This is a genomic window from Helicobacter cetorum MIT 00-7128 (assembly GCF_000259255.1).
Classification (GTDB): domain Bacteria; phylum Campylobacterota; class Campylobacteria; order Campylobacterales; family Helicobacteraceae; genus Helicobacter; species Helicobacter cetorum_B.
Genome location: NC_017737.1, coordinates 460634 through 474046, shown reverse-complemented (window position 1 = coordinate 474046; position 13413 = coordinate 460634). Strand labels below are relative to the sequence as shown.

Below are 13413 nucleotides of genomic sequence, written 5' to 3'. Positions count from 1 at the left end.
ACAAAATGCCTTAAGTGCTTTTTATTATCTTATTTTAATAAAATCATTTTAAAACTACAGCTTATCATTCTACCTTAAAAGGTTTTTAGTGTTTTAAACCCTTGTTGAAATGCCCCTAAAATCGTTTTTTGATTTTTAAAATCTATCCTAGCAAGCCAAAACGCATTCTAGGGCAAATTGACAAAATTACCTATTAAAATATTGTTATTTAGAATTTTATATTATTTTATTATACAAATGAATTATTTAGAAATAGGGCTATCGCCTTAAAAAGCATGTTAGTTTAAGGCTTATAGCCTTAAAGCAAGTAAAAGACTTTTTCTTCTTGAAAAGTGCTTTTAATCTCTACAAAAAGCACTCTTTTTTGCTCTTCTTCTAAAACAATAATAGGATTAATGCTTTCAAAGCCCGCTACAAGCCCTCTTATAAACAGCTCCTCTTCATAGCTCAAAGGATTGGCATTAAGCTCTTCTAAATTAGCATAAGACTTTCTAGCTAGAGTGTTTATGCCTTGCAAGGTTAAAAAAAGCGTTTCATCTCTTTGACTATAGCCTACAATGGTTTTTAAGCGCAGAGAGTGTATCCATTTCAAATCATTGATTTTGATTTTAGATTTGCTTTTAGAGCGAGCTAGAATGTAGCAATTCAAGGGTTTAGAATTTTTAGAAAGCCATACGCCCCCACTTAATAAACGATAAGCTTGGATAGTCTTTTGGGCTAAAAAGGACTTACTTTTATTCTTTTTATCACTCTCTAGTTTTTCAAAAACTTCCATTCTCTCTTCCACACTAGCGGGCAAAACTTGGCGTTTTAGGGGTGAATACAGCTCAAAAGGACTTCTATTTTGAGATTCTTTTTGAATTTTTAGAGCGAATTGACACCCGCAATAATTCTGTCTATAAAGCTCATTTTCTCTAGCTAAACCTTGCAAATTCAAATCTAATTGGCTATTAAAATTTTCAAAATTATCGTTTCTAAAAACAACAAACTCTAAGCCATATTTTTGAGCTATGCTTTGACCTTTAGAGATGAGTTGAGAGGGGTCTTTTTTAGGGCTTGTAAGCAAGGTTGTAGTAAATTTTTCTTGTCCTAATTCTAGCGCTTTTAAGGCGGTTGTTTCTAGGCGCAAATCAAAGCATTCCATGCACCTCGCACTTTTTTCGCCTAAAAGCTCCATGCCCTTTGCTTTATCCAAAAAGCGCTCTAATTCGTATGCGCCTTCTATTAATTCAATCTCTAGCATTTCGCAAGTGCGTTTCACATCTTGCAATCGTAAAAGATATTCGCTGTAGGGGTGGATATTAGGGTTATAGAAAAACCCTATAATCTTTTCTTCCTTAAACGCCTCTTTAGCCTTTTTTAGAAAATAGAGATTATCCACCGAACAACAAATATGTATCAACATTCAATGAACTTAGAATTGCTTTTTATTCACATCTTCTAAGATGTCGCTAGCAACTTTATCAATATCATTACCAACTTCTAGTGAATCACTAGCAATTTTTAAGTTACCCTCAGTAACTTGTCTTAGAGCATCAATAGAAACATTAATTTCTTCTACGCCCTTAACTTGAGTTTTAATACTCTCGCTTGTATCCGAAATGCTTTGGACTAAGATATTGATATTAGCCTCAATCTCACTCAAAGACTTTTGAGTTCTTTCAGCTAATTTTCTTACTTCATCAGCCACCACCGCAAAGCCTCTTCCATGCTCGCCTGCTCTTGCAGCCTCAATAGCGGCATTTAAAGCGAGCAAGTTAGTTTGGTCAGCAATATCTCTAATAATTTCTACAATGCTCTTAATATCTTGCCCCTGCTCAATCATCGCCTCACTTTGGCTACTCACACTCTGAATTGAAGAAGTGATATTTTCTACCACATGTGAAGTTTCCATAAGGCTTGCATGCTGAGAGTTAGAGGCTTTTTCCAAACTCTCTACACATTCTTTCAAGTTAGCGCTATTAGTCGCTAAGCTTTTAGCAAAATTAGAAGAAGTCCCTAACATCTTTGAAATCTCTTGTCCCAAAGCGTTAGTTACTAACTCTACTCTACCGCTCGCATTTTCAATCCTACCTCTAAAATCTAAGCCTTGATAGCTTTCAAAGACCTTGAAAATGCTTGGCATATGCGAACCAACACTTTCTTGCAAATAGTCCATAATGCCATTGAGGGCATCTCTTAATTGAGTGAGCGCTGGATTGGCTGGCTCAGCATTAATCCTTGCGGTGAAATCTCCGCCCTTAACCACTTCTACCACCTTAATGGTATCTTGCACAGCTTGATTATCTTCTTGCAAAATGCTTTGAGTGCGCTTAATATTTTTATTAATATCTTCTTGCATGCGCCCTAATTCATCATGGCTAGTAGTCTCTACTAATTTAATATCACTCGCTTTAGCTTGATTGCTTAAGAGCTTAAAGAAATTAGTTAGAGTAACAGAGACAACCTCTAAGCGTTTCACAATAATGGTGCGCACCAAAATAGCAATCGCAATAATTAGAGCAATAATCATCAGCACACTAGCCACAATCACTACTAAACGCACAGCATTAGCACTAGCAAAAACACTATCTTTATCCACCACTCTCACAACTAACCAATTCAAGGAATCTCTTGAATGCCCCGCTTTTTCCAAAAAGTTAAACGCCTCTGCGGTTAAGAAATTTTCTTTATGACTAAAGGGGTCAAGATATTCTGTGATAGAGCTAGTGCCACTTTCTTGAGCGTTTAACACATCTCTAACAGCCTCTCTAGCGTCTTTATAAATATCACTGATAAATTTATCTTGCAAGCTCTTATTTGCACTTAAAAGTATCCTACCCTTAGCACCAATGAGATACAAATCACTGCGATTTTTAGTGATTTCATTACTAAAGCTATCAATAGAGACAAAAATCATTACCGCTCCAATAGCTCTCTTGTTTTCATCTAATAAAGGAGTAGCGACATTTACGCCATATACTTCAGCGCCATTAGGCATTCTTTTATAATAAGGCTTACTTCTTGCTATCTCTTTTTCTTTCAAGGCTTTCATTATGAGAGCGTTTTTGGCTAAATCTGCATCTACAATTTTGAGACTACCGCCATCTTGAAGCAACATCACATTCAAATCTTCTCTGTCTTTAAAAAACATAGAGATTCCAGCCACATGGTCATTGCCCGCAATAAAATTCTTTAAAAGTTTGATTTTAGTTTCTCTTTTGGAATCATCTACAAGCGTATTTTTGATAATATCAAGACCCGCAAAAATCGTTTGCACAACGCCTTGAACTTCTCTAACTTTAATATGCAAGCTGTTTTGCATAGCGCTTATGGCGTTTTCTTTTAAATTTTCTTTAACCTTAGTATTGATAGAAATACCAAGCAAACTAACGCACACTATAACAATGATAGTGGTGCATAAAATAATCTTACTCCCAATACCCATATTTTTAAACAAGGTGCATCCTTTCTTATAAAATTTTAAAAAACCATTTGTTTATTCTACTATAAAAATTCTATAAGTGTAATAAAGACATCAAGCCGACATATAACATATAACATATAACATATAACATATAAATTTTACAAGAAATATAAAAAATGTAGAATATATTAAAAAATTATTTCTTATCTCTTGGTATATTTAATTTTTTAATTTTTTCACACACTTAGGCTTTAGCTTAAATTTTTACCTTTTAGGGTATGCTTACACATTCTAATTTCAAAATCTAGTAAGAAGGAAATTTATGCCTTTTATCCCCACTCGCACTAATAAAGCTAAAGATGTAAGCTTTATAGATGCTTTATTAAATCCTAGTGCGCCTAAAGGCGGACTTTATACTATAGAGGATTTTAAGCCCCTAGATTGGCAATATTGTTTGAATTGTAGCTATATGCAATTAGTAGAGCATGTATTTGAATGCTTAAATTTAGAAGTGCCAAAAGATATGTTAAAAAAGGCTTTAGAGCGCTATGAAAATTTTGATAACCCCTCTAACCCCGCCCCTATTTTTGCGCTCAATGAAAGGCTATTTGTCCAAGAGCTCTATCATGGGCCAAGCCTTGCGTTTAAAGATATGGCATTACAACCTTTTGGTAGCCTACTCTCTAGCCTAGCTGTAGAAAAGAATAAGCGCTTTTTAGTGCTAGTCTCTACAAGTGGTGATACAGGCCCAGCAACTTTAGAAAGCCTAGCGAATATGCCCAATATTTTTGTAGTTTGTTTGTATCCAAAAGATGGCACAAGCCTTGTGCAACAATTACAAATGACAACCCAAAACGCTAAAAATCTTAAAATTTTTGGCATAGAAGGGAACTTTGATGATGCTCAAAATGCCTTAAAAGAGCTTTTAAAAGATGAGGATTTTAAAGAGATTTTAAAGGCTCAACACCTAGAATTAAGCGTGGCAAATTCCGTGAATTTTGGGCGCATTGCCTTTCAAATTGTCTATCATATTTGGGGTTATTTAGAGCTATATAGAAAGGGAGCGCTTAGCGCTAAAGAACCCATCGTTTTAGCCATACCTAGCGGGAATTTTGGAAATGCTCTAGGGGCTTATTATGCCAAAATGATGGGCTTACCTCTTTCTAGTATTAAAATTGTAACTAACGCTAATGATGTCTTAAAAGAATTTATACAAACCGGTCGTTATAATTTGCAATCTCGCTCTTTATTAAAGACCTATTCGCCAGCTATGGATATTCTAAAAAGCTCTAATGTGGAGCGCTTGCTTTATGCGCTTTTTGGAGTTGAGCGCACGAATGAATGCATGAAATCTTTAGAAGATTACCAATATTATAATCTAATGCCTAATGAGTTAAAACGCTTGCAAGAGAGTTTTAGCTCAGCTTCTTGCTCTGATAGTGATTGCTTAAAAACCATTCAAGAAGTTTATGCAGAACACCACTATTTAATTGACCCACATACCGCAACTGCGCTATATGCGAGTCTACATAGTGAAGAAAAAACGCTCATTTCTTCTACCGCCTCTTATGAGAAATTCCCAAGCACCACTTTAAGTGCGCTCACCAAGCAACAAAAGAATGATAGAGGCGCACTAGATACGCTTAGATGTTGTTATGATGCCCCCTCTAGCAAGCGCCTTGATGATTTATTCCAAAGAGATGTTAAACATCAAGAAATTCTAAGACTTCACACTATTAAGCCCTCTATCCTCTCATGGCTAGAGAGTTTAAGCTAATTTTGTATAACCCCCTATTTGCTTAAGGGGTCAAATTAAGCCAAATCACACTATAATAACCGCATTGTTTAAACTGATTTTAAATTACTAAGGAAAGGCATGAAAAAACTCATTCCCTCTTTTATTATTCTATTGCTTGCTTTAAGTGGGTGTGCAAGCTTTAAAATCACGCCTGAAAATGTCAGCTCATACAATAATGGCATTCAAGTGCTTACTTCCACACAGACAAAATCCAAAGTCCAGCTAGAAATCGCTCAAAGCAAGTTTAAAGGCGTTAGTGAATCGCCCCTAGTTTTTTATGTCGCAGCCCAACTTTTAGAGGGTAATTCAGTGGTTTTCAACCGCAAGGCAATTTCAGTTACTATCAATAACATCAATTTGCCCGTTTTGAGTTTAAGACAAGTGATGAATTCTAGTTTTGATTTTGAAAGCATTTTAGAAAGCTTTAATATTTCTGTTCCTCAAGCCCCGGTTGATAATGTGAATGTGATTGCTCCGCCTATGTATTACTACGGACAAGGGAGCTTTCTCGCTTATAATGGCATGTATGGAGGTATGGGAATGTATGGGCCAGGGCTAGGCATGATGATGATGGACGATGTAGAAGAACAACAAGTTATGCAAGAAAGCCGTCAAGCCCTCAAAATCTTAGCTATCAATTATCTTAAAAACAACACGCTTAATGTAGAGAGCAAGGCTAAAGGAGGCTTTATTGTTGTCAATGCTAAAAATCTTAAAAAACCCGGTGTGATTGTGGTTAAAATCTTTTTAGATAATGAAATCCATACTTTTAAAATTGATGTCATTAAGGAATAATTTTAGCACTCTAGCTAACGCTAGAATGCCCTTAAGGGCTTTAGCCCCTTAAACTATTATCTTATCTTGTAGTTGCTTTTTAGTTTTTTAGCAGTCTTATTTTATAATCTCTTTGTTGGTTGCTGGCTAGTTTTGCTTTTAATCTTATTTTAGTAATCTTTTTATAAAAACTTTTATCCTTTCTTGCGAGCCTTTGATAATCTTTACTAAACGCTCTTCCCCCCTATAACACCCATTTTAATTTAATCAAGCCTAGCCCTATATTTGCTTTGTCTCTGTGTGGCTTTTAAAATTCTAGTTTTAGAGTTTTCTTTAATGCAAGGTATTAAAAACTCTTTTGAATAAAGCTATAGCACAAACCACCTAACAAGGCTAACAACTTAAAAATCATTTGATTAGTGGGATTGCACTTAGCTTAACAATTAGAGTTTTAAAGCATAAAACCAAGCATTTATAATTTTATTTACCCCCCTATTGATAAGCAAGGTTAAGACTTTGCCAAAAAGGATTGGATATTTTCTTTGGTTCTTTCTACTAAAGTTTTTAAGCTATCGCTATAGCCCCATGCTACATGGGGGGTTAAAAGCAAATGTTTTTGAATGCTAGGCTCTAAAAACACATGCTCTTTTTTTAAAGGCTCTTGAGTAAAGACATCGCTCGCATAATATAAATCTTTAGGCTTTAAAATTTGAGCTAAATCCTTTTCATTCACAATGCCCCCTCGCCCCATGTTGATTAAAATTGTGCCTTGTTTTAATAACTCAAGCTCTTTAGCACTGATTAAATTGTTGGTCTTTTCATTCAATGGCGCATGGATACTGATAATATCACTTGTTTTTAATAATTCTTCTAAAGGCTTTTCTTCATAATCTTCTTGGCGTTTTACTTGACTTGTAGAGCTATACACCACTTTAGCTCCAAAGGCTTGAGCGAGTTTTGCTACCCTTTTACCAATATTTCCTAGTCCTATAATGCCCCATTGGCTATTTTTTACTAAGCCCATATGCCCACCAATATGCGTGAAAGTATCACTTTGTGAGTATTCCCCACTTTTGCAATAATTATCATAATAGCTCAACCTACCTAGCAAAGAAAGCGCACAAGCTAGAGTGTGTTGGGCTACAGATTCTGTAGAATAAGCGCTCACATTTTTAACTTCTATACCTAATTCTTTGGCGCTTTTTAAATCCACATTATCCATGCCTGTTGCTGTAATACAAATCAGTTTAAGTTTTGGCAATTTTTTTAAAAGCTCTCTATTTAACACCACTTTATTAAGCACAAGAATTTCAGCCTCTTTGGAGCGCTCCAATACTTCATTAGCTAAAGTTGTTTCATAAAAGCTAAAATCCCCCAATTTTTTAAGAGGCTCTAAAGCTTTCAAACCAATAGATTTAGCCTCTAACACAACGCCTTTTTTGAATGTTTGCATACTCTTTTCCTCTCTAGTTTGTTTGATAAGTATATAATAACCATAAAAATAAATTTTAGAGAAACCATTGCATGTCCAAAACCAAAAAAAACACTTTGCCTTGTCGCCTATCTACTAAACTCTCTTGGCTTAAGCGATTTATTATTAAATGGCGCACACGCTCTCTAAATAGCAAACTTACCACCACTATACAAATCTTAAGTATTTTAGCCCTAGCAAGCAAGGCTAATGAAGACTTAGAAGAACAGCTTAAAAAAATAAAAATTTATATAGAAAAAACCCTTAATTCTAATATTGCCCTTGATGTATATAATCGTGTGCTTGTTCTAGTGAGTGAATATTGCGCTAATGAAGAATTTTTTGATAAAGAGAGCGCTAAAATTTCAGAAATTATCGTGCAAGATATACAATATTATGCGCTTGTAGAAGAAATGCTACAAGAAGACAAATACCAAGTTCAGCGCACCGTTTTAAAGGGCATGGTAAGGCGTGAGTATGACAAACGCTATATTCTTGGGAGTGAGGGCAAAATCCTTTTAGAATATCAAGAGCGCTCATTAGAAATGCTTTAAAAATCCTAGCTACAAACCTTAAAATTTGAGCCTTGAAAACCCATGAGTTTTGCTTAGTTTTTGCTGAAATTCAGCTAAATATAAGCTAATATCCTTATAATGCTTGCTTTTAAATTAATTAAAGGAAGTCCTATGACAAAGACTGCTAAAGTCAATGACATCGTCCGTGATTGGGTTATCTTAGACGCTAAAGACAAAGTTTTTGGCCGCTTAATCACTGAAATTGCCGTGCTTTTAAGAGGCAAACACCGCCCTTTTTATACCCCTAATGTGGATTGTGGGGATTTTGTAGTAGTTATCAATGCGGATAAAGTTAAGTTCTCTGGTATGAAATTAGAAGATAAAGAGTATTTCACTCATTCAGGCTATTTTGGTAGCACTAAGAGTAAGACTCTTCAAGAAATGTTAGAAAAAACCCCTGAAAAACTCTACCACCTAGCTGTTAGAGGCATGCTCCCTAAGACTAAATTAGGAAAAGCGATGATTAAAAAGCTCAAAGTTTATCGTGATGATAAGCACCCACATACTGCACAAATCAGCAAAAAGGACGCTAAATGAAAAAAATCTATGCTACCGGCAAGAGAAAAACGGCTATCGCTAAAGTTTGGCTAAGCGTTGGAAAAGGCGAAATGTCTATCAATAACCAAAGCTTAAACCAATGGTTAGGTGGGCATGAGGCGATTAAAATGAAAGTCATGCAACCCCTACTTTTAACCAAACAAGAGCAATCTGTAGACATTAAAGCGGTGGTTTTTGGTGGGGGCTATAGCGCTCAAGCTGAGGCTTTAAGACATGGTATTTCTAAAGCGTTGAATGCGTATGACATTGCTTTCAGAGCGATTTTAAAACCTAAAGGCTTACTCACTAGAGATTCAAGAGTAGTTGAGCGTAAGAAATATGGTAAAAGAAAGGCTAGAAGAAGTCCGCAATTCTCTAAGAGATAATTTCTCTTACCATAAGGAGCTTTTTTGGAAGAGCTTTTTTGGCTCTTCTTTCTTGCTGTTTTACCCCTAATTGCCCTTAATCAATCTTATAAAAAATCTGAATAAAAATCTTATAAACCATAATTAAATACTTATCTTTATACCAGCTATTAAAGCCCCTCTTTTAGCAATCTAGCTCGTAATTTTATTGCTTATCTTTGAGCTTTTATAAATTTTACACATTATAAAATATATTTCTTATCTAGTTATTATCTTTTATTCCTATTTTAATAACCTCAACTTTTTATCTAAAACCTTGATAATGAGGCTATACTAAGCGCATTTGAATTGAGGTAATTAAATGCAAGCTAATATCTTTATGCCTTATTGGCATTCTCAACCCTATGCGATATTAGGGGGGGGGGGGGTAACTCTCTCTAAAAACAATTTTTTAACTAGCATTGCTAAAGGTTAAAATGCTAGTTTCTCATTTCTTCTCACAGATTGACCCATTTATAATCTAGGAGTTCTATTTAGCCGTTTCCAAATTAAAAATGGCTATATCTATGGAGTGTGTTCTTATAGAACTTCACAATCTGCTAGTGATTGCAAAGAAAGCAACGCACAAGTTTTAAATACTCTTAATGACTTAAGCATACATAAAATTTGGCAATTTAACAATAAGAGCTTTACAAAAATTAAAGGCACTTTTGTTTTTGCCTTAGAAAATGATTTAGATTTAGATGAAAGTTCGTTTTACAAAAAGCTTTTAAACCTACTCATAGACAATGATTTTTTTAATCCTAAAAATTCTATTTTGATAACCCCTAATCAAAAACTATTTTTAAGCGGTTTTTTTGAAAGTAGGGGCAGTATTGACACAGGACGCAATTACTTGACTCAAGATTATTTTTTTCATAACGCTTTAGAATTTAAAAAGCTCAATTACTTGGCCTATAACTTTAATATCCCTAATGAAGTATTAAATTTTAATTTTAGAGAACTGCAACCTGAGTATATCCAAGGCATTAATCAGCGTAACCCCCAATTTAGGATTTATTTGGATTGGTATTTATACCATATTGGATTATTTAATCCTTATAAAGCACAAATTGCTAATCATATTTTTAACAACACCCTTATTATTGATGGCATTTTTTTCAAGCTGAATTCCAAACCAACAACTACTTATCGTGATAGTATTTTTTTAAACCGCACCCATTTTTATCTTAAGAATGTATATCAAAAAGTTTTAGACAAAAAAAGCATTAAAAACTTAAGAAAACAATTAGACTTTATTTAAGATAGTGAAGAATTTAAACGAGATAGTAAAATTATCAACGAATATCGTCTTTTAACCCCAAATCTCTGTAGTGCTTGTTGTGATGATTACAACATAAAAGAAAGAAGTTTTATTTCAATACCTCTATATAGAATCACTCAAAACCCTAGTTCCTACTATACCGAAATACACCATGTTATTTCTTTGGGTAAAAACAAAGAACTAGATGTTTTTGAGAATTTAACCAAGCTTTGCCCTATTTGCCATAGAGCTTTAAAAAAAGGGGCTAGTAGTGAGGAATATCAAAAGCAATTAATTGAAAATATTTTAAAGCACAACAAAGATAATTTAGAGTTTGCAAAATTGCGTTTTAACACAGATAGTTTCTCAATGCTTACTCATAATATTTATGAAAGCCTAAAATGAATTATAAGGTTTTAGACCTATTTTGTGGCGCCGGAGGTTTTAGTACTGGATTAGAACACTTAAAAGAATTTAAAACTCTAATAGGGCTAGATTTTGACAAACAAGCTTTAATGACTTTTGAAAATAACCATAAAAATGCCATTGGGGTTTGTGGGGACATTACAGAACAAGAAATTAAATCGCAAGTTATACAACACGCTAAAAATTTAAAAATCAATATGATAATTGGCGGACCTCCTTGTCAAGGCTTTTCTAATAAAGGAAAAAATTTAGGTCTAAAAGACCCTAGAAATTTCTTGTTTTTAGAATATATAGACATTGTGAAAGCCATAAAACCACAAATTTTTATTATTGAAAATGTGAAAAACTTAATTTCATGTGCCAAGGGATATTTTCTAAAAGAAATCAAAGAAAAATTTAATATTTTAGGGTATCAGTTAAGCTATCACATTCTAAATGCTAGAGATTATGGCGTTCCTCAAAGCAGAGAAAGAGCTTTTATTGTAGGGGCTAGGTATTTTAATTTTGATTTTAACTTATTAGAGCCCTTGCAAATCGTGAGCGTGAAAGAAGCAATTAGCGATTTAGCTTATCTCAATTCCAATGAAGGCGCATTTGAAAGTGATTATTCAAAACCAATCCAATCAACCTACCAAGCATTAATGCGAAAAAATAGCAATAAGCTCTACAATCATAAGGCAACCAATCATAGTGAAATAGCCTTAGAAAAATTAAAACTTATTCCCAACGAACAAGGTAAAGAATGTTTGCCCAAAAACCTACATGGAAAACAGCAATTTAAAAGCACATGGGGGCGTTTAAGTTGGGATAAAGTAAGCCCCACCATAGACACAAGATTTGACACCCCAAGCAATGGCACAAATTCACACCCAGAATTACACCGCTCTATCACACCACGAGAGGCTGCTAGAATACAAAGTTTTAGTGATGACTATATTTTTTATGGGAATAAGACAAGCATTTGCAAACAAATCGGCAATGCTGTGCCCCCTCTTTTAGCCCTAGCTTTGGGTAAAGCTCTTTTAAAAAGCATGAGCACATGACACAAATTTATAACACAGATGCTTTTGAAATTATCAAAGATTTTCAAAAACAAAATTTAAAAGTAGATGCTATTATCACTGACCCTCCTTATAACATTTCTGTTAAAAATAATTTTTCTACCATGCATAGCGCTAAGCGAAAGGGCATAGATTTTGGGGAATGGGATAAAGATTTTAAGTTTTTAGAATGGATTAGGCTATATTCTCCCCTAGTTAAGAAAAACGGCTCTATGATTATTTTTTGCTCTTATAGATTTATAAGCTATATTGCCGATTCTTTGGAACAAAATGACTTTTTAGTAAAAGATTTTATCCAATGGGTCAAAACTAACCCAATGCCTAGAAATATCAATCGGCGCTATGTGCAAGATACTGAATTTGCCCTATGGGCAGTTAAAAAGGGAGCTAAATGGACTTTTAATAAACCTGAAAATAAAAAATACTTACGCTCTTTAATTTTAAAAAGCCCCATAGTGAGCGGAATTGAAAGAACTAAACACCCCACACAAAAAAGCCTAGCCTTAATGGAAAAAATTATCTCTATACACACCAACCCTAATAATATTGTGCTAGACCCCTTTATGGGGAGTGGCACAACTGGTGTTGCATGCAAAAACTTAGGGCGAAAATTCATTGGCACAGAATTAGAAAAAGAATATTTTCAAATCGCACAAAAACGCTTAAAGCATTACTAATTCATTTTCAACAGCGTTCTTGGCGAAATATCCGCCTTTTCTAAAGGGGTGAATTGCCCTTTTTTATAGGCTTCTAAGCTTGCTCGCCCTATCATAGCCGCATTATCACTACAAAATTCTAAGGGGGCTAAAACAAGCTTGCAATCAAATGTATCACACAAATTTTCAAACGCCTTTCTCAAGGCTAGATTTTGACTCGCTCCCCCCACAATGCCAAAAATTTTGGGGCGTTTAGTTTTAAAATAGCGTTTGGTTTGCTTGATTAAATGCTCTATGGCTACACTTTGAAAATGATAGCAAATCTTACTTTTTACTTCATCATTTAAATTGTGAGCGTTTTTTTCAATCTCCAAACGCACTGCGTTTTTTAAACCTGAAAAGCTAAACGCTAAATTTGGGCTATTTTTTAAAGGAATAGGAAATATTAAAGGCTCATTTTTATACGAGTAATCAAGGGCTAATTTTTCTACTATAGGACCTCCCGGATAGCCTAAATTTAGCATTTTAGAAACCTTGTCAAAGCTCTCTCCAAAGCTATCATCTAAACTAGAAGCCATGATTTTAATGTCTTCATAGCTCCTAGCCTCTAAAATCAAAGAATGCCCCCCAGAGACTAACAGCACGCTTAAAGGCATGCAAGTTTGCTTTTCATTGATAAAGAGCGAATACACATGCCCTCTTAAATGGTCTTCTAAAATTAAGGGCAAATTTAAAGACAAGCTCAAGGCTTTTGCCATCATCAAACCCTCTATTAAAGTTACACTCAAACCCGGCTGGCTCGTAATAGCTATGGCTTTAAGCTTAGAAAAATCATTATTCAAGCTCATTTTAATGCGTTCTAATAATATTGGCAAACTCTCAGCATGAAGGCGTGATGCAAGTTCAGGCACAACGCCTCCATAAGGACTATGGTGCTTTTCTTGAGAGTTTTTAAAATGAGCGATGAGTTTGGCACTCTTTATGCTAGTAAGAGCTAAAGAGCTGTCATCACAAGAACTTTCAATACTTAAAATCATTACT

At 34.6% G+C, this 13413-nt stretch carries 11 protein-coding genes and 1 pseudogene; 8 read left to right on the top strand and 4 right to left on the bottom strand.

Going from position 1 to position 13413, the window contains the following annotated elements; translation table 11 throughout:
- Positions 1 to 298: 298 nt before the first annotated feature.
- Together HCW_RS02300 and HCW_RS02295 are read right to left on the bottom strand one after the other, a co-directional pair.
- Complete coding sequence (locus HCW_RS02300) at positions 299 to 1405, bottom strand: epoxyqueuosine reductase QueH (RefSeq protein ID WP_014660615.1); 1107 nt, start codon at positions 1403 to 1405, stop codon at positions 299 to 301.
- Positions 1406 to 1414: 9 nt separating this feature from the next.
- Positions 1415 to 3439 (bottom strand): methyl-accepting chemotaxis protein, encoded by a 2025-nt coding sequence (locus HCW_RS02295; RefSeq protein WP_014660614.1) that lies wholly within the window; start codon positions 3437 to 3439, stop codon positions 1415 to 1417.
- Between the two features lie 289 nt (positions 3440 to 3728).
- Here HCW_RS02295 and thrC point away from each other — a divergent pair, with 289 nt between their 5' ends.
- Positions 3729 to 5183 (top strand): threonine synthase, encoded by a 1455-nt coding sequence (gene thrC / locus HCW_RS02290; protein ID WP_014660613.1) that lies wholly within the window; start codon positions 3729 to 3731, stop codon positions 5181 to 5183.
- A gap of 99 nt (positions 5184 to 5282) precedes the next feature.
- Complete coding sequence (locus HCW_RS02285) at positions 5283 to 5999, top strand: hypothetical protein (RefSeq protein WP_014660612.1); 717 nt, start codon at positions 5283 to 5285, stop codon at positions 5997 to 5999.
- 487 nt (positions 6000 to 6486) lie between these two features.
- On the opposite strand, the gene HCW_RS02280 is transcribed toward HCW_RS02285, so the two are convergent.
- On the bottom strand, positions 6487 to 7431 hold the full coding sequence (locus HCW_RS02280; protein WP_014660611.1) for a D-2-hydroxyacid dehydrogenase: 945 nt from the start codon (positions 7429 to 7431) through the stop codon (positions 6487 to 6489).
- A 71-nt stretch (positions 7432 to 7502) separates the two neighbouring features.
- On the opposite strand from HCW_RS02280, the gene HCW_RS02275 reads away from it, so the two are divergent.
- The 6 genes and pseudogenes from HCW_RS02275 (at position 7503) to HCW_RS02250 (ending at position 12393) form a co-directional block, all read left to right on the top strand.
- Positions 7503 to 8003, top strand: coding sequence for a hypothetical protein (locus HCW_RS02275; protein WP_014660610.1), 501 nt, complete (start codon positions 7503 to 7505; stop codon positions 8001 to 8003).
- 132 nt (positions 8004 to 8135) lie between these two features.
- Positions 8136 to 8561 carry a 50S ribosomal protein L13 gene (gene rplM / locus HCW_RS02270; protein WP_014660609.1) on the top strand — a complete coding sequence of 142 codons (426 nt, stop codon included), beginning with the start codon at positions 8136 to 8138 and terminating at the stop codon, positions 8559 to 8561.
- Positions 8558 to 8947, top strand: coding sequence for a 30S ribosomal protein S9 (gene rpsI / locus HCW_RS02265; protein ID WP_014660608.1), 390 nt, complete (start codon positions 8558 to 8560; stop codon positions 8945 to 8947). The genes rplM and rpsI overlap by 4 nt, the downstream gene beginning before the upstream one ends.
- Before the next feature lie 455 nt (positions 8948 to 9402).
- A pseudogene (locus tag HCW_RS02260) lies at positions 9403 to 10634 on the top strand (HNH endonuclease).
- Positions 10631 to 11698, top strand: a complete 1068-nt coding sequence (locus HCW_RS02255) for a DNA cytosine methyltransferase (protein ID WP_014660607.1) — start codon at positions 10631 to 10633, stop codon at positions 11696 to 11698. The pseudogene HCW_RS02260 and the gene HCW_RS02255 overlap by 4 nt, the downstream one beginning before the upstream one ends.
- Positions 11695 to 12393 (top strand): DNA-methyltransferase, encoded by a 699-nt coding sequence (locus HCW_RS02250; protein WP_014660606.1) that lies wholly within the window; start codon positions 11695 to 11697, stop codon positions 12391 to 12393. The genes HCW_RS02255 and HCW_RS02250 overlap by 4 nt, the downstream gene beginning before the upstream one ends.
- Here HCW_RS02250 and tsaD read toward each other — a convergent pair.
- Entirely contained in the window at positions 12390 to 13409 is a 1020-nt protein-coding gene (tsaD, locus tag HCW_RS02245; protein ID WP_014660605.1) for a tRNA (adenosine(37)-N6)-threonylcarbamoyltransferase complex transferase subunit TsaD, read from the bottom strand. The genes HCW_RS02250 and tsaD overlap by 4 nt on opposite strands.
- Between the last annotated feature and the right edge of the window lie 4 nt (positions 13410 to 13413).

What these genes read in the sequence shown, in the direction of transcription:
- HCW_RS02300 (WP_014660615.1), bottom strand. Translation starts at nt 1,405, where the DNA reads ATGTTGATACATATTTGTTGTTCGGTGGATAATCTCTATTTTCTAAAA.
- thrC (WP_014660613.1), top strand. Translation starts at nt 3,729, where the DNA reads ATGCCTTTTATCCCCACTCGCACTAATAAAGCTAAAGATGTAAGCTTT.
- HCW_RS02285 (WP_014660612.1), top strand. Translation starts at nt 5,283, where the DNA reads ATGAAAAAACTCATTCCCTCTTTTATTATTCTATTGCTTGCTTTAAGT.
- HCW_RS02280 (WP_014660611.1), bottom strand. Translation starts at nt 7,431, where the DNA reads ATGCAAACATTCAAAAAAGGCGTTGTGTTAGAGGCTAAATCTATTGGT.
- HCW_RS02275 (WP_014660610.1), top strand. Translation starts at nt 7,503, where the DNA reads ATGTCCAAAACCAAAAAAAACACTTTGCCTTGTCGCCTATCTACTAAA.
- rplM (WP_014660609.1), top strand. Translation starts at nt 8,136, where the DNA reads ATGACAAAGACTGCTAAAGTCAATGACATCGTCCGTGATTGGGTTATC.
- rpsI (WP_014660608.1), top strand. Translation starts at nt 8,558, where the DNA reads ATGAAAAAAATCTATGCTACCGGCAAGAGAAAAACGGCTATCGCTAAA.
- HCW_RS02255 (WP_014660607.1), top strand. Translation starts at nt 10,631, where the DNA reads ATGAATTATAAGGTTTTAGACCTATTTTGTGGCGCCGGAGGTTTTAGT.
- HCW_RS02250 (WP_014660606.1), top strand. Translation starts at nt 11,695, where the DNA reads ATGACACAAATTTATAACACAGATGCTTTTGAAATTATCAAAGATTTT.
- tsaD (WP_014660605.1), bottom strand. Translation starts at nt 13,409, where the DNA reads ATGATTTTAAGTATTGAAAGTTCTTGTGATGACAGCTCTTTAGCTCTT.